Raw genomic sequence first — 15318 nt, 5'->3', positions numbered from 1 at the left:
GCCGGCCGGGGGCCGGGCGCCGGTGGGTCGCGGTCCTCCGAGCCGTCGCCGCCGGCGTCGGCCGCGCCGAAGCCCTCGCCGAAGCCGGCCCCCTCGTCCTCGCCGTCCACGGAGCCGACGGGCGCGCCGCATCCGCTGCCGTCCCTGGTGACCGGCCCGGGCGGGGGCGTGGAGCCGCCCGGGGGCGACGTCCTTCCCGTTCCGGGCGGGCTGCCCGGCAACGGTTAGGACTCACTCCCGCTCAGCCCCCTCCACAACAGGCGATACCCGACGGTAACCTCCCCGGTCATGACGACGGAGACGCAGCCCGCCCACTCGTCCGGACCGGGGGACCACTCGGCACACCTGCGGTGGCAGCGCATGTGGAGCCATCGCGAGCAGCTGCTCAAGGTGGCGCGCCGGAGGTCCATCAGCGCGGAGGACGCCGAGGACGCCGTCCAGGAGGCGATGCTGCGCGGGGCTCAGAACCCGCGCCTGGACGAGGCGCGGCTCGGTGCCTGGCTGACGACGGTGACCATGCGCCTGTGCGTCGACCGGTACCGGCAGGTCCGCCGGGAGGCCGAGGTCGGCAGCGCCCCCCGGCTGGCCGCCCCCGGCCCGGTGCCCGTCGAGGAGGCGGTGTGCGACCGGGCGGAGGCCCGCTGGGTGGCGTACCGCAGCAGGGAGCTGCCGGCCCGTCAGGCGGAGGCGCTGCGGCTGAAGTCGGAGGACCGGAACGTCGACGAGATCGCCCGCGAGATGGGGCTGAGCAGCCGGGCGGTGGAGTCGCTGCTGGCCAGGGCCCGCCGGACGCTGCGCGACTCGCTGGCCGGCACGCTGGCGCTCGTCCTGTGGCTGATCGGGCGCGGCCGCGACCAGGCCGGTCCGGCGGGTGGGCCCGCCCAGGCCGTCGTGGCGACGTCCGCGGCGGCGACGCTGGCGGTGGTGGGCCTGATCCTGCCCTTCGCGTACGAGCCGGGCGGGCCGGGGTCGGCGGGCCCCGCCCCGGCGGAGGCCGTCGAGGTCGCGGAGCGGAGCGCCGGTCACGGGCTGCCCGCGGCGCCCTCCGCCTCCGTACCCCCGGCGGACGCGCCGGGGACGGCGACGGCGCCGTCGCCCGCCGCCCTCCCCCGCTCGTCGTCACCCGTGCCCGTGGTCACGGTGCCTGAGGTGGCCGTACCGGACGTGGCCGTGCCGGAGGTGGCGCCGCACATGTCCCTGCCGGAGAGCGCCCTGCCGGCGGTGCCCCTGCCCGAGCCGTCCCTGCCGGAGGTCGCCCTCCCCGACGCGCCGTCCGCGCCGGCGCTTCCGGCCCCGCGGGTCCCCACCGCCCTCCCGGACGCTCCGCGCGACCTGCTCGGCGAGCTTCCGCACCCTCCCGTACGGCCCTGATCCCCGCCCCGTAAAAAATCTTCGGTTCTCCGCGACGGACCGGCCGCCCTTCCCCGTAGAGCAGGCGTACGAGCTGCTCCCCCCGAAGGGTGAACGCCATGGGTGTCGAGATCTGCGTGGAAGGACTGACGAAGTCCTTCGGCCACCAGGTCATCTGGCAGGACGTGTCGCTGACGCTGCCCGCCGGTGAGGTGTCCGTCATGCTCGGTCCCTCGGGCACGGGCAAGTCGGTGTTCCTGAAGACGCTCGTGGGCCTGCTCAAGCCGGAGCGGGGATCGATCCGGATCGCCGGGCAGGACATCACCCGGCTCCGCGAGGCCGAGCTGTACGAGGTGCGCAAGCTCTTCGGAGTGCTGTTCCAGGACGGCGCGCTGTTCGGGTCGATGAATCTCTACGACAACATCGCCTTTCCGCTGCGCGAGCACACCCGCAAGCCGGAGAGCGAGGTCAGACGGATCGTCCTGGAGAAGATGGACATGGTCGGTCTGATCGGTGCCGAGGAGAAGCTGCCCGGCGAGATCTCCGGCGGCATGCGCAAGCGGGCGGGTCTGGCCCGGGCGCTGGTGCTCGACCCGGAGATCATCCTCTTCGACGAGCCGGACTCGGGGCTCGACCCGGTGCGCGTGGCCTACCTGAACCAGCTGATCGTGGACCTGAACGCGCAGATCGACGCGACGTTCCTGATCGTCACCCACGACATCGCCTCCGCGCGCCAGGTCCCCGACAACATCGGGCTGCTCTTCCGCCGCGAACTGGTCATGTTCGGCCCCCGCGAGCAGCTGCTCACCAGCGACGAGCCCGTCGTACGGCAGTTCCTCGGCGGCCGGATGGAGGGGCCGATCGGCATGGCGGAGGAGAAGGACGCGGCCCAGGTGGAGCAGGAGCTCGCCGGCCTCGACGGCGGCGACGGCACCCTTCCCGGCCTGGTCCCGCGCCTGCTGCCGAGCCCCGGGGTCGTCCGCCCGCCCCGCTGGCAGGCGATCGCCGACCGCGAGGCGGAGCTCCACGGCGGTGGCGGGCCGCGCCGCACGACCCGCACGACCGAGGCGGCGGGCGCATGAGGCTCTCCCCGACCGGCGCGCTGCGCCACTCCGGCAGCCTCTTCGCGATGGCCCTCGACGTCCTGCGCACGCTGCCCCGACGCCCCTTCCAGGTGCGGGAGTTCGTGCAGCAGGCCTGGTTCATCGCAAGCGTCACCATCCTGCCCACCGCCCTCGTCTCCATCCCGTTCGGCGCGGTCATCGCCCTCCAGATCGGCGGCCTGACCCGGCAGCTCGGCGCCCAGTCCTTCTCCGGCGCCGCCTCCGTGCTCGCCGTCCTGCGCGAGGCGTCCCCCATCGTCACGGCGCTGCTCATCGCCGGAGCCGGCGGCACCGCGATCTGCGCCGACCTCGGGGCGCGCAAGATCCGGGAGGAGATCGACGCCATGCAGGTGCTCGGCATCGACCCGATCCACCGCCTCGTCGTGCCCCGGGTGCTCGCCACGATGCTCGTGGCCGTGCTGCTCAACGGCCTGGTGTCGGTGGTCGGCGTCGCCGGCGGCTACTTCTTCAACGTCGTCCTGCAGAACGGCACTCCCGGTGCCTATCTGGCCTCCTTCACCACCCTCGCCCAGCTGTCCGACCTGTGGGCGGCCGAGCTGAAGGCGCTGGTCTTCGGCGCCATCGCGGCGATCGTCGCCTCGTACAAGGGGCTGACCGCCAAGGGCGGCCCCAAGGGTGTCGGGGACGCCGTGAACCAGTCCGTGGTCATCACCTTCATGTTGCTCTTCGTGACCAACTTCGTCCTGACCGCGGTGTACTTCCAAATCGTCCCCCAGAGAGGTTAGTTGTGCGACGACTTCTCGACCGCCCGCTCCACTCGCTGGAAGAGCTGGGCACCCAGCTGGTCTTCTACGGCCGCTCCATGGCCTGGACCGGCCGTACCCTGCGCCGCTACAAGAAGGAGGTGCTGCGTCTGCTGGCCGAGGTGAGCTTCGGCCGCGGCGCGCTCGCCGTCGTCGGCGGCACGGTCGGCGTCATCGCCTTCCTGTCCTTCTTCACCGGCACCGAGGTCGGACTCCAGGGCTATGCCGCCCTCAACCAGCTCGGCACCTCCAACTTCGTGGCGTTCCTCTCCGCGTACTTCAACACCCGCGAGATCGCCCCGCTGGTCGCCGGGCTCGCGCTGTCGGCGACGGTGGGGGCCGGCTTCACGGCCCAGCTCGGCGCGATGCGGATCAGCGAGGAGACCGACGCGCTGGAGGTGATGGGCGTGCCCTCGCTTCCGTTCCTGGTCACCACCCGGATGATCGCCGGCTTCGTGGCGGTGATCCCGCTGTACGTGATCGGGCTGCTGTCCTCGTACCTCGCGGCCCGGACCATCACCACCGGCTACTACGGCCAGTCCACCGGCACCTACGACCACTACTTCCAGCAGTACCTGCCGCCGGTCGACGTGCTGTGGTCCTTCGGCAAGGTGATCGTCTTCGCCCTCGTGATCATCCTGGTGCACTGCTACTACGGCTACCACGCGAGCGGCGGCCCGGCCGGTGTCGGTGTCGCGGTCGGCCGTGGCGTGCGGACGTCCATCGTGGCGATCAACGTCCTCGACTTCTTCCTCAGCCTCGCGATCTGGGGCGCCAACACGACCGTACGGATAGCGGGGTAGGGGCCGGTGCGTCGCATCATCCGACTGAGGCTGTACGGGGTCGTCTTCGTCGCCGTCATCGCCCTGCTGCTCTCGCTGTCCGTCGCCGTCTACCAGCAGGCGTTCACCTCCGTCGTGCGGATCACCCTGGAGGCCGACACCCTCGGCAACCAGCTGGAGCCGCGCGCCGACGTCAAGCTGCGCGGCCTGCTCGTCGGCGAGGTGCGCGAGGTGCGGGCCGACGGGGAGAAGGCCACGCTCGGCATCGCGCTCAAGCCGGAGCACGTCCCCCTCATCCCGTCCGACGTGCACGCCCGGCTGCTGCCGAAGACGCTGTTCGGCGAGAAGTACGTCGACCTCGTCGACCCGGCCGCCCCCGGGCGGTCCTCGGCCCGGCCCATCCGCGCCGGTGACGTCATCACCCAGGACCGCACCACGGTCGGCATCGAGCTCCAGCGGCTGATGAACGACCTGCTGCCGCTGCTGCGCACCGTCAAGCCCGCCGAGCTCAACGCCACCCTGTCGGCGTTCGCCACGGCGCTCGAAGGGCGCGGCGACGCCATCGGCGCCAACCTCACCCGCCTCGACGCCTACCTGCGCCGGCTCAACCCGCACATGCCGTCGCTCAAGGAGGACATCTCGCGGTTCGCCGACGTGGCCGAGGTGTACGGGCAGGCCGCGCCCGACCTGCTGCGGGTCCTGGACAACACCCTCACCACCTCCCGGACGATCACCGAGAAGCAGGACCGGCTCGCCGCGTTCCTCACCCGGACCGCCACCGCCGCGCGGACCACCGAGGGCGTCCTCGACGAGAACTCCGCGCGGCTGATCACCCTGGGCCGCGTCTCCCGCCCGACGCTGGCCCTCTTCGCCCGCTACGCGCCCGAATATCCGTGCCTGCTCGCCGGTCTCGTGCGCCAGGAGGCCGCAGCGCAGGAGGCGTTCAGGGGCGGGAAGATGCGCATCACCCTGGAGATCGTCCGCTCCCGTCCCCCCTACCGACCCGGCGAGGAACCCCGCTATGCCGACCGCTCAGGGCCCCACTGCAGGGGGCTTCCCCACCCCCACGTCCCGGCACCGCCGACCAGGCTCCAGGACGGTACGTCGCGCCACGGGGCGAGCGGCCCCGCAGACGGCGTGTCCGGCACCCGGGCCGAACGGCAGGCCGTCGCCTCTCTCGTGGCACCGGTCCTGGGCGTGCCCGCCGACGAGGTCCCGGCCGTCACGACCCTGCTGTTCGGTCCGCTGGCACGGGGAACGGCGGTGAGCGTCGCATGAGTCCGACCCGCGCTCGTCGTACGAACGCCCGCTCCACGGCCCCGCAGCTCGTCAAGCTCGGCGTCTTCGCCGTGGTGACCCTCGCGGCGACGGCCGTGCTCGCGGCCACCATCGTCAACTTCTCCTTCACCCCGCACGAGACGTACAGCGCGGTGTTCAGCGACGTCACCAGCCTGGAGGAGGGCGACGACATCCGGGTCGCGGGGGTGCGGGTCGGCGAGGTCGAGGAGATCCGGATCAAGGACCGGAACCTGGCCGAGGTCACCTTCACCGTCTCCCGCGACCGGCCGCTGCTCACCAGCACCCGCGCCGTCATCCGCTACCGGAGCCTGGTCGGGCAGCGGTACATCGCGCTGACCGAAGGCGCGGGGAGCGGCCGGCCGCTCCCTCCCGGCGGCCGGATCCCGCTCTCCCGCACGGAACCGGCGCTCGATCTGAACGCGCTGCTGGGCGGATTCAAGCCGCTGTTCGCCGCGCTGAGCCCCGAGGACGTCAACCGGCTCGCCACCGAGATCGTCAGGACCCTCCAGGGGGAGGGCGGTACGGTGCGCAGCCTGCTCGCGCACACCGCCTCGCTCACCACGACGCTCGCCGAACGCGACAAGCTCATCGGATCCGTGATCACCCACCTCAACACCGTGCTGACCACGGTCGACCGGCGCAGCACCCGCTTCTCCGACCTGATCGCACAGCTCCAGCGGCTGATCTCCGGTCTGTCGGCCGACCGCAAGCCCATCGGTGAGTCCCTGGCCGGCATCAACGGTCTGACGCGGGCCACCGCGGGTCTCCTCGAGGACGCCCGCCCGCCGCTGAAGACCGACATCGCCGAGCTGGCCGAGCTGACCGGAACGCTCAACGATCACGAGAAGACCGTGGAGGGCGTCCTGCAACGGCTGCCGGGCAAGCTCAACAAGCTGACGGGCACCGCCTCGTACGGCTCCTGGTTCAACTTCTACCTCTGTGACTTCGACGGCCGGATCGTGCTGCCGAAGACGAACGAGGTCATCACCCCCGAACTCCATGTCGCCCGCGCGAGGTGTGGTCGATGATCCCCTTCCGTGAACGCAACCCCGTGACGATCGGTGCCGCCGGTCTCACCACCCTCGCGCTGCTGATCGCCGCCGCGTTCAACGTCGAGAGCCTTCCGCTGATCGGCGGCGGCGAGACGTACAGCGCGGCCTTCTCCGAGGCGGGCGGGCTGCGCCCGGGTGACGAGGTGCGGATCGCCGGCGTCAAGACCGGCAAGGTGGACGAGGTCGAGCTGGCCGGCGACCACGTCAAGGTCACCTTCCGGGTCGACGGGGACCCGCAGCTCGGGAACAGGACCGGTGCGTCCATCCGCATCAAGACGATCCTGGGCGCGAAGTACCTCTCCCTGGAGCCCCGGGGATCCGGGCGCCTGGAGCCGGGCAGCGAGATCCCGCTCAGCCGCACGGTCCCGGCGTACGACGTGGTGGCGGCCTTCAGCGACCTCACCACGACCACCGAGCGGATCGACAAGCAGCGGCTCGCCACCGCCCTGGACACCCTCTCCACCACCTTCGAGGACTCCCCCGCCGAGGTGCGGGCCTCCCTCCAGGGGCTGTCGAAGATCTCCCGGACGGTGGCCTCCCGCGACGAGGCGCTGCGCGAGCTCCTCGACCACGCGGGCGGCGTCACCGGTGTCCTGGCCGACCGCAAGGACGAGTTCGGCAAGCTCGTCAAGGACGGCGACAAGCTGTTCAAGGAGATCCACGCCCGGCGCCAGGTCATCCACTCCCTGCTCACGAGCTCCGTCGCTCTCGGCATCCAGCTGTCCGGCCTGGTGCGCGACAACCGCGCGGCGATCGGCCCGGCGCTCACCCGTCTGAACACCGTGGTGAGGATGCTGGAACGCAACCAGGCGAGCCTCGACCGCAGCGTCCGGCTCCTCGCGCCCTTCGCGCGGGTCTTCACCAACACCCTGGGCAACGGCCGCTGGTTCGACAGCTACATCCAGAACCTCGTCGCACCCGCGCCGGTGGCCCCGCGGACCGGAGGGACACGATGAAGCTCCCCTACACACCCAGCAGGCGGCTGGTCCGCCGTATCGCGCTGGTCACCGCCCTCGTGGTCGCCGCCGCCCTGGCCGTCGTCCTCCTCCCGGGGGAGCCGAAGGTCCGCGTGACCGCGTACTTCCCCCGGACGGTCGGCATCTACCCCGGCTCCGACGTGCGCGTCCTCGGCGTGCGGATCGGCGAGGTCAAGAAGATCACGCCGGAGGGCGACCGGGTGCGCGTGGAGCTGGAGTACGCCGCCGCGTACAAGGTCCCGGCCGAGGCCAAGGCCGCGATCATCAACTCGTCGGTGGTCAGCGACCGTTACCTCCAGCTGCTCCCCGTCCACCGCGGCGGACCGGTCCTGAAGAGCGGCGCCGTCATCCCCCTGCACCGCACGGCCGTTCCGGTCGAACTGGACCGGGTCTTCGACAGCCTTCGTACGACGTCGGACGCCCTCGGCCCGCACGGGGCGAACAAGGACGGTGCGCTGTCCCGGCTGCTCGCCGTCAGCGCGGACAACCTCCAGGGCCAGGGCGGGCGCTTGCACCAGACGGTCGTGGACCTGTCGCAGGCCGTCACCACCCTGTCCGACGGCCGGCAGGACCTGTTCGCGACGGTGCGGAACCTCCAGGTGTTCACCGCCGCGCTGGCCGCCGACGACGCGTCCGTACGGTCGTTCAACACCAGCCTCGCCAAGGTGGCCGAGCAGCTGGCCGGGGAACGCAAGGACCTCGCCGCGGCGATCAAGCACCTGGCGGCGGCCCTCGCCGACGTGTCCGACTTCGTGAAGAAGAACAAGAAGGCGCTCACCGCCGATGTGAAGGGCCTGGCCCGGGTGACCAGGGTGCTGGTCACCCAGCGCGCGGCGCTGGAGGAGCTCCTCACCGTCTTCCCGGCGGGACTGTCCAATCTGCACAACGCCTACAACCCGTCGTCCGGCACGCTCGACACCCGCGGCAACCCCGAGCAGCTCCAGGACCCGGCGGCCCTGCTGTGCTCCCTGCTGAGGACGACCGAGGGGAAGGCCGGCGACGCCGACTGCCGGAACCTGAGGAAGCTGTTCGACTCCCTGCCGGAGCTGCCCGAGGCCGACCCGCTCACCGGAGCGGCGCTTCCCGGGGCGGCGCTCCCCGTCGCCGGAACGGGCTCGGTCGACCGGACCCTCGGCGGAATCCTGGAGGTCCGGGCATGAGCACTGTCCGCAAGACGGCGCTGTGGCTGGCCGCCGGCTCGCTCCTGCTGACCACCGGCTGCGAGTTCAACGGGCTCTACGACGTTCCGCTGCCCGGCGGCGCGGCGGCCGACGGGAACAGCTACCGGGTCACCGTCGATTTCCGGGACGTCCTCGATCTCGTACCGCAGTCCACGGTGAAGGTGAACAACGTGACCGTCGGCACCGTCGAGAAGGTCGAACTGGTCGGCTGGCACGCCCGGGTACGGCTGCGCGTCGACGACGCGGTCCGGCTGCCCGGCAACGCGGTCGCCGAGCTGCGGCAGACCAGCATGCTCGGCGAGAAGTACGTGTCGCTGTCGGCGCCGACCGACACCGCGCCGATCGGCAGGCTGACCGACGGCGCGTCGATCCCGCTGGCGCGCTCCGGCCGCAACCCGGAGATCGAGGAGGTCCTGTCGGCGCTGTCCGCCCTGCTCAACGGCGGTGGCGTCGCCCAGCTCAAGACCATCACCACGGAGCTGAACAAGGCCCTGGAGGGCCGCGAGGACCGGGTCAGGTCGCTGCTCACCGAACTGAACACCTTCGTCGGCGGCCTCGACGCCCAGAAGAAGGAGATCGTCCGCGCGCTCCAGGGCATCGACAGGCTGGCCGCGACCCTCGCGCAGGAGAAGAAGACGATCGGCCAGGCCCTCACCACGGTGCCGCCCGCGCTGAAGGTCCTCGCCGACCAACGGACCAAGCTGACCGCCATGCTCACCTCGCTGTCGGCGCTCGGCACGACCGGCACCAAGGTGATCAACGCCTCCCGCGCCGACCTGGTCGCCAATCTGCGCGCGCTCCAGCCGATCCTGCGCCAGTTGAACAAGGCGGGCGCGGACCTCCCCCATGCCCTGGAGCTCCTGACGACCTACCCGTTCCCCCGGAACGTGACCGACGCGGTCAAGGGCGACTACGTCAACCTCAAGGTCACCGCCGATCTCGACCTGCGCAGCCTGTACGGGAACCTGGCCGACCGGCCCGCGGAGCCCGGCGCGCCGACACGGCCGGGAAAGCCGGGGCAGCCCGGCCTTCCCGGGCTGCCGGGCGTCCCCGCTCCGGGGCTCCCCGGCGTGCCCGACCCGAAGGTCCCGGGGGCCCCGTTGCCCTCGGCCACGCCCGGGGCTCCGGCGCCGACGGTGCCCGCGCCCGGCGGCGACCTGGACTGCCTGCCGCTGTGCACGTCGGCCGACCCCGTCTCGTACGACGGGAGCGGCCGCCGACCGGCCGACGGCATCCACCTCGCGCTCGCCGAGCTCCTGCTGAAGGGACTGACGCCGTGATCACCCGTACGGTCCGGGCACAACTGCTGGCGTTCGCGGCCATCACCGCCGTCGGCGTGTCCTACGTCGGCGCCGAGTACACCGGTCTGGTCGACCGCGTCCTGGACCGCGGCTACACCGTGCGGGCCGAGTTCGCCGACTCGGGCGGCATCTACGAGGGGGCCGAGGTCAACTACCGCGGGGTGCCCGTGGGGCGGGTGGGCGAACTGCGACTGACCGATTCCGGAGGTGTCTCCGTCGCGCTGCTCCTGGAGGACTCCCCGACGATCCCCGCGGACAGCCTGGCCGTGGTGGCGAACCGCTCGGCCGTCGGCGAGCAGTACGTGGACCTGCAGCCGCGCTCGGCGGACGGACCCCGGCTGCGGGAGGGCAGCACCATCCCGCGCCGGAACACGCGGGTGCCGGTACCGGCCACCGAGATGATCCTGAGCCTGGACCGGCTGGTCGGCTCGGTGGACCGGCGGGACCTGCGGGTCACGGTGGACGAACTCGGCAAGGCGTTCGCCGGCACCGGCCCGCATCTGACCCGCCTCGTGGACTCGGGCAACGCCCTGGTGGAGTCGGCGTCCGGCGCGCTGCCGGAGACGATCGCACTGATCGAGGACTCCCGGAAGGTCCTGAAGACCCAGGCCGACCAGGGCTCGGCGATCACCTCCTTCTCCCGTGACCTGGCGGCGCTCACCGGCCAGTTGAAGGCGAGCGACGGGGACCTGCGCGCGCTGATCGGCAACGGCACCTCCGCCGCCCAGGAGGTCGAGCAGCTGATGAAGGACAACCGGCCGCACCTGCCGGTGCTGCTCGGCAACCTGATCAGCGGCGGCCAGATCACCCTCGCCCGGCTCCCCGGCCTGGAACAGGCGCTGGTCACCTTCCCCGTGGTCGTCGCCGGCAGCTACACCGTCATCCCCGGCGACGGCACCATTCACTTCGGTCTCGTCGTCAACGCCGACGACCCGCCGCCCTGCCGTCAGGGGTACGGCACCCAGCGGCGCGACCCGGCGGACACCTCCGACCGCCCGGCCGCCACCGACGCCCGCTGCTCGGCACCGCGCGGCGGCCCCACCTCCGTCCGGGGCGCCCAGAACGCGCCCGGACAGTCCGTCCGCATCGGCTCGACGGGCGGAGCACAGACCGTGTTCGGAAAGGACTCCTGGCAATGGCTGCTCGTGGGACCCATGGCATGACCCGCGCACTCCTCACCCGCACCACCCGGCTGCTGCGCCGGCGCGGGACCGTGACGGTGCTCGCCGTCCTGGCCGCCGCCCTGACGGCCGCCTCGGGATGGCTGGGCCTGCGGCTGTACGAACGACAGGAAGAGGACCGGCGGCACCAGGACATCCTGGCCGCCGCCCGCCAGTCGGCGCTCAACTTCACCTCGCTCGACTACCGGCACTACGAACGCGACAGCGCGAACGTCCTCAACGGGGCGACCGGGGACTTCAAGAAGCAGTTCGCGGCGCAGACCCGGCAGTTGACGAAGATCGTCACCGACAACAAGTCGGTCTCCGAGGGGCAGATCCTCGACGCGGGCATCGCCCGCTCCGACGAACGGAGCGCGCGCGTCCTGGTGGTGGCCGACAGCAAGGTCATCAACGTCGCCGCCCCCGGGGGAACGTCCCGCAACTACCGCCTTCAGCTCGACCTCGTCCTCGAGGACGGGCACTGGCTGACGTCCGACGTCGAATTCGTCGGCTGACAGGAGACCCACCGTGGCGAACCCGACCCTCCGCGCCGCCGCCGTACGCGCCGCCGCCAGGCGCGCCGAACGCGCCAGGACCCCCGACCGGATCCGCGACCGGATCCGCGCCCCGTACGAGCCCGAGGCAGCCCGGGGGGCGCGGCGGGTCCCGGCCCATGCCCCGGCCCCGGAGCCGCGGCGGAACCCGGCCCAGGACCCGGAGCCGCAGATGGATCCGGCCCAGGCCCAGGACCCGGAGCCGCAGATGGATCCGGGCCCGGAGACCGGGCGGGACCCCGACGAGGCCCCGGAGACGAGGCCGACCCGGCGGGGCCGCCGGCCCGGCCTGCCCGGCGCGGTGCTCGCCGTCCTCGTCCTGCTCTGTGTGGCCGCCACCACCCTGCTCGGCCTGCACTACCGCGACGCCGAACGCACGGCCCAGGCCCGCACGGCGGCGCTCGCCGCGGCCCGCGAGGCGGCTCCGGTCATCCTGTCGTACGACCACCGCCACCTGGACCGCGACTTCGCGGCGGCCCGCGCCCGCCTCACGGGACCGTTCCTCGCCGAGTACGGCAAGACCACCACGACCGTGGTCGCGCCCACCGCCCGGACGTACCGCGGCGTGGTCAAGGCCACGGTCGCCACACCCCCGAACGGCGACCCCTCACCGGCCGCGGCGGTGGTGTCGGCCTCCCCCGACAGGGTCGTCGTCCTCCTCTTCATGAACCAGGTCACCACCAGCACCCAGATCCCCACCCCGCGCCTCGACCTCAACCGCGTACGGATGACCCTGGTCCGCACCCCGCAGGGCTGGAAGGTCAGCGCCGTGGACGCGCTGTAGCCGCGCCGTCGGCCCGAGCACGACCCCGGCGTCACAGTCGAACGCACGGCCTCGACTCCACCCTTCCGGGGAACCGCCGTGCTGCTTGCCGGGTCCGGACGGAGGGTAGCGATGCCCCGCTACAGCGGTCCCGGCGGCTCCGGGACGAGGAAACCCGAGAAGAGGACGACCACCTGTGAAGCCGCAGATCACCATCGCGACCATCGGTCACTCCCAGCACGGCAGGACGAGCCTGACCTCCGCGATCACGACCGTGCTCGCCCAGCGCCATCCGGAGCTGAACACGGCGCGTACGGTCCAGGAGCTGGCGGCGGCTCCGACGGTGAAGCACGAGGGGATCTCCATGCGCTTCAGCCAGGTCACCTACGAGTCGGAGAAGCGGGCGTACACCCACGTCGACTTCCCCACGACCGGGGACTTCGTCCGGGCCGTGACCACGGGCGCGGTGCGGCCGGACGGCGTCCTGCTCGCCGTCGACGCGTCGGCCGGTGGGGACGTGGAGACCAGGGAGAGCGTCCTGTTCGCCGCGCAGGCCGGCATCCCCCAGGCCGTGGCGGCGCTGACCAAGTGCGACCTCCAGGAGGACGCGGAGAAGCTGGAGCTGGTCGAGCTGGAGCTCCGGGAGATGCTGTCCGCGAACGGGTTCCCCGGCGACGATCTCTCGGTCACACGGACCTACCCGCAGGACGCCCTGAACGGCGACCAGTCCGCCGCCGGCTCCCTCGTCAACCTCGTCCATGCCCTCGACGAGAACATCGCCCCCGCCGCGCCGGCCGCCGACAAGCCGACGCAGCGGTTCCAGGCGACGATCTGCCTGCGCGCCGCCGAGGACGCCGGCAGGCCCGTGTACGTCAACGCCCGACCCCGCATCGGCGTCGACGGCCGGGAGGAGGAGACCCTCCTGCGACTGCCCGGCGGCCTCGACAGCGTGCCGGCCGGGGAGTACGCCGACGTGACCTTCGAGATGCCGACCGCGGTCGGCCTGCGGCAGGGCAAGCGTTTCACCCTGCGCGATCCCCTGGGAGCCGGCATCGTCACCGCGATCCTGGACTGACCGCGCCCTCGGCCGCACCCGCCGCGCGCCCGTCGGCCGATGGCTCGCGCGCGGGTGCCGGCACGGGGGGGGCTGGCGCGGCGGTAGCTGCCGGGCGTGCGGGGGCGACCCGACGTCCGCCCGCGCCACACCACGGTGCGGTGAACCAGCCGCCCCGGCGTGTGGTGCTCCAGGTAACAGACCGCCGACGAGCGAACCACGTCGCCGGGTCCGGCCTCCGCCTCCGTGATGCCCGGCACACCCGACGGATGCCGAACCCCGTGCGTGTTAGCGTCCGGCCGTGACTCCCCAGGACCTCGACCTGCCCCTGCCTGCCGCGATGTCCCGGCTCGACCTGTTCGGAGACGGGTTCGTACGCGACCCCCACCCCTGGCTCGACGCGTTGCGGGCCGACGCCCCCGTGTACCAGGACCCGGGCACCGGGCTGTGGCTGGTCAGCCGGTACGACGACATCCGGCGCGTTCTGCTGGACCCGGCGGTGTTCCACCCCGACAACGCGCAGGACGCCGTCACCCCGCTGCCCGTCGGCGTGCTGCGGGTACTGGCCCGGGCCGGCTTCAGGCTGCCGCCCGCGCTCGCCAACAACGGCACGGACAGCCACCACGGTCTGCGGCGCGTGGTCACCCGGTTCTTCAACGCCCAGCGCGTCGCCGCGGCCGTCCCCGTCATCGAGCGCGTCGCCGACGAGCTCCTCGACGCCGCGCAGCGGCGCCTCGACTCGACCGGCTCCTGCGACCTGTTCGAGTCCTACGCCCAGGTCCTGCCGTGCCGGGTGCTGATGGAGCTCCTCGGCATCGACGGCGTCGACCCCGCCACCCTGATCCGCTGGAGCGACGCCTCGCTGGAGCTGTTCTGGGGCAGGCCCACACCCGAGCGGCAGCTGGAACTGGCGGTGCTGGTCGGCGAGTTCCACCAGTGGCTCACCGCGACCGTGAGCGCGGCCCCGGCGCGGCCCGGCAGCTTCGTCGAGGCACTGAGCCGCCACCGCCTGCCGAACGGCCGACCGGTGGACGTCGGGACCGCGGTCGGCGCGTGCTTCTTCGTCTTCATCGCCGGCCAGTCCACCACCGGACAGCTCATCTCCACCACGCTGCACCGGGCCCTGGCCGAACCGGGCCTGTGGTCCCGCGCGGCCGACGAGCAGGGCCTGGCCGAGGCGTGGGTGGAGGAGGTACTGCGCCGCGAACCGCCGGTGACCACCTGGCGCCGGGTGACCGCCGAGCCCGTGACGCTCGGCGGCGTGGACGTCCCCGCCGGGGCACAGCTGCTGCTGATGCTCATGGGCAGCGGCTCGGACCCGGAGGTCTTCGACGCCCCGGACCAGATGTGCCCGCACCGCGCCAACGCCCGCCACCACCTGTCCTTCGGCGTCGGCCGACACCGCTGCCCGGGCGCCTCCTTGGCCCGGACCGAGGCTGCCGTCGCCCTCCGCGTCGCGGCCCGCCGCCTCCCCGACGCCCGCACCACCCCGACGGACGAGCGACCGCCGATCCTCGGCCTCCTCTCCTTCCGCGCCCCGCTACGCGTCCGGGTGACCGTATAGACGAGTAAGCCCTTGAGTCGTCGGGGGCATGAAACGCGTGCGCGACCGCAGGGAGGACTGCAATGCGCCCCACCCGTCAATCCTCACGACGACCGGGCAGGCAGGGGGGCGAGCCCCCCGCCCCCACATCGGCAGACTGAGAGTCCGGGGCGCTAGCGGCGATCGGTGTCGCCGCGATGCGGACCCCGCGCAGGCGGGTGTGGTCCGGCCGCAGTCTGCGTGAACCGGTACTGCGCCGACGACGAGCGGAGCCGCCAGCGTGCTGACCAGTACGTCCCGGGCACGAGAGCCCGAAACTACCGGTGCTGCGGATCAGCCGCTAGTAGTGCTTCGTTAGGTTCTCAGTCTGGTTCTGTTGCGGGGCAGGCGTCGGCCGCAGGTGGTGCAGGTGCCGGTCCAGCACTGCAGCAGGTC

Annotated in this window: 14 protein-coding genes; all 14 read left to right on the top strand. The window is 72.4% G+C overall.

The genetic code is table 11. The features are described 5' to 3' along the window. Window positions 1–288 precede the first annotated feature (288 nt). The 14 genes from ABTZ91_RS33645 to ABTZ91_RS33580 all read left to right on the top strand — a co-directional run bounded on the left by ABTZ91_RS33645 (window position 289) and on the right by ABTZ91_RS33580 (window position 14904). Window positions 289–1371, top strand: a complete 1083-nt coding sequence (locus tag ABTZ91_RS33645; RefSeq protein WP_352081040.1) for a sigma-70 family RNA polymerase sigma factor — start codon at window positions 289–291, stop codon at window positions 1369–1371. A gap of 98 nt (window positions 1372–1469) precedes the next feature. Next, on the top strand, window positions 1470–2432 hold the full coding sequence (locus ABTZ91_RS33640) for an ABC transporter ATP-binding protein (protein WP_352081039.1): 963 nt from the start codon (window positions 1470–1472) through the stop codon (window positions 2430–2432). Continuing rightward, window positions 2429–3199 (top strand): ABC transporter permease, encoded by a 771-nt coding sequence (locus ABTZ91_RS33635; RefSeq protein ID WP_352081038.1) that lies wholly within the window; start codon window positions 2429–2431, stop codon window positions 3197–3199. Before ABTZ91_RS33640 ends, ABTZ91_RS33635 begins: the two co-directional genes overlap by 4 nt. A 77-nt stretch (window positions 3200–3276) precedes the next feature. Next, window positions 3277–4020 carry an ABC transporter permease gene (locus tag ABTZ91_RS33630; RefSeq protein ID WP_352081041.1) on the top strand — a complete coding sequence of 248 codons (744 nt, stop codon included), beginning with the start codon at window positions 3277–3279 and terminating at the stop codon, window positions 4018–4020. Between the two features lie 6 nt (window positions 4021–4026). Continuing rightward, the gene (locus ABTZ91_RS33625; RefSeq protein WP_352081037.1) at window positions 4027–5277 is read left to right on the top strand and encodes an MCE family protein; all 1251 of its coding nucleotides are present in this window, start codon (window positions 4027–4029) and stop codon (window positions 5275–5277) included. Next, on the top strand, window positions 5274–6326 hold the full coding sequence (locus ABTZ91_RS33620; RefSeq protein ID WP_352081036.1) for an MCE family protein: 1053 nt from the start codon (window positions 5274–5276) through the stop codon (window positions 6324–6326). Before ABTZ91_RS33625 ends, ABTZ91_RS33620 begins: the two co-directional genes overlap by 4 nt. Beyond that, entirely contained in the window at window positions 6323–7306 is a 984-nt protein-coding gene (locus ABTZ91_RS33615) for an MCE family protein (RefSeq protein ID WP_352081035.1), read from the top strand. Before ABTZ91_RS33620 ends, ABTZ91_RS33615 begins: the two co-directional genes overlap by 4 nt. Next, a complete protein-coding gene (locus ABTZ91_RS33610) occupies window positions 7303–8487 on the top strand; it encodes an MCE family protein (protein ID WP_352081034.1) in 1185 nt (394 codons plus the stop codon). The genes ABTZ91_RS33615 and ABTZ91_RS33610 overlap by 4 nt, the downstream gene beginning before the upstream one ends. After that, a complete protein-coding gene (locus ABTZ91_RS33605; RefSeq protein ID WP_352081033.1) occupies window positions 8484–9788 on the top strand; it encodes an MCE family protein in 1305 nt (434 codons plus the stop codon). The genes ABTZ91_RS33610 and ABTZ91_RS33605 overlap by 4 nt, the downstream gene beginning before the upstream one ends. Further along, window positions 9785–10972 (top strand): MlaD family protein, encoded by a 1188-nt coding sequence (locus ABTZ91_RS33600; RefSeq protein ID WP_352081032.1) that lies wholly within the window; start codon window positions 9785–9787, stop codon window positions 10970–10972. The genes ABTZ91_RS33605 and ABTZ91_RS33600 overlap by 4 nt, the downstream gene beginning before the upstream one ends. After that, on the top strand, window positions 10969–11484 hold the full coding sequence (locus tag ABTZ91_RS33595; protein WP_352081031.1) for a hypothetical protein: 516 nt from the start codon (window positions 10969–10971) through the stop codon (window positions 11482–11484). Before ABTZ91_RS33600 ends, ABTZ91_RS33595 begins: the two co-directional genes overlap by 4 nt. A 13-nt stretch (window positions 11485–11497) precedes the next feature. Continuing rightward, complete coding sequence (locus ABTZ91_RS33590; RefSeq protein WP_352081030.1) at window positions 11498–12307, top strand: hypothetical protein; 810 nt, start codon at window positions 11498–11500, stop codon at window positions 12305–12307. A gap of 175 nt (window positions 12308–12482) precedes the next feature. Further along, window positions 12483–13361 (top strand): GTP-binding protein, encoded by an 879-nt coding sequence (locus ABTZ91_RS33585; RefSeq protein WP_352081029.1) that lies wholly within the window; start codon window positions 12483–12485, stop codon window positions 13359–13361. A 319-nt stretch (window positions 13362–13680) separates the two neighbouring features. Next, window positions 13681–14904, top strand: coding sequence for a cytochrome P450 (locus ABTZ91_RS33580; protein ID WP_407078088.1), 1224 nt, complete (start codon window positions 13681–13683; stop codon window positions 14902–14904). Window positions 14905–15318 lie beyond the last annotated feature (414 nt).

It is taken from the genome of Streptomyces sp. NPDC126499 (assembly GCF_040302485.1).
Classification (GTDB): domain Bacteria; phylum Actinomycetota; class Actinomycetes; order Streptomycetales; family Streptomycetaceae; genus Streptomyces.
The sequence above is the reverse complement of the archived record's forward strand: the minus strand, read 5'-3'. Positions and strand labels throughout refer to the sequence as shown.

Coding starts and splice junctions, on each gene's coding strand:
- ABTZ91_RS33610 (WP_352081034.1), top strand. CDS start 7,303: ATGAAGCTCCCCTACACACCCAGCAGGCGGCTGGTCCGCCGTATCGCG.
- ABTZ91_RS33635 (WP_352081038.1), top strand. CDS start 2,429: ATGAGGCTCTCCCCGACCGGCGCGCTGCGCCACTCCGGCAGCCTCTTC.
- ABTZ91_RS33620 (WP_352081036.1), top strand. CDS start 5,274: ATGAGTCCGACCCGCGCTCGTCGTACGAACGCCCGCTCCACGGCCCCG.
- ABTZ91_RS33640 (WP_352081039.1), top strand. CDS start 1,470: ATGGGTGTCGAGATCTGCGTGGAAGGACTGACGAAGTCCTTCGGCCAC.
- ABTZ91_RS33615 (WP_352081035.1), top strand. CDS start 6,323: ATGATCCCCTTCCGTGAACGCAACCCCGTGACGATCGGTGCCGCCGGT.
- ABTZ91_RS33630 (WP_352081041.1), top strand. CDS start 3,277: ATGGCCTGGACCGGCCGTACCCTGCGCCGCTACAAGAAGGAGGTGCTG.
- ABTZ91_RS33645 (WP_352081040.1), top strand. CDS start 289: ATGACGACGGAGACGCAGCCCGCCCACTCGTCCGGACCGGGGGACCAC.
- ABTZ91_RS33605 (WP_352081033.1), top strand. CDS start 8,484: ATGAGCACTGTCCGCAAGACGGCGCTGTGGCTGGCCGCCGGCTCGCTC.
- ABTZ91_RS33595 (WP_352081031.1), top strand. CDS start 10,969: ATGACCCGCGCACTCCTCACCCGCACCACCCGGCTGCTGCGCCGGCGC.
- ABTZ91_RS33580 (WP_407078088.1), top strand. CDS start 13,681: ATGTCCCGGCTCGACCTGTTCGGAGACGGGTTCGTACGCGACCCCCAC.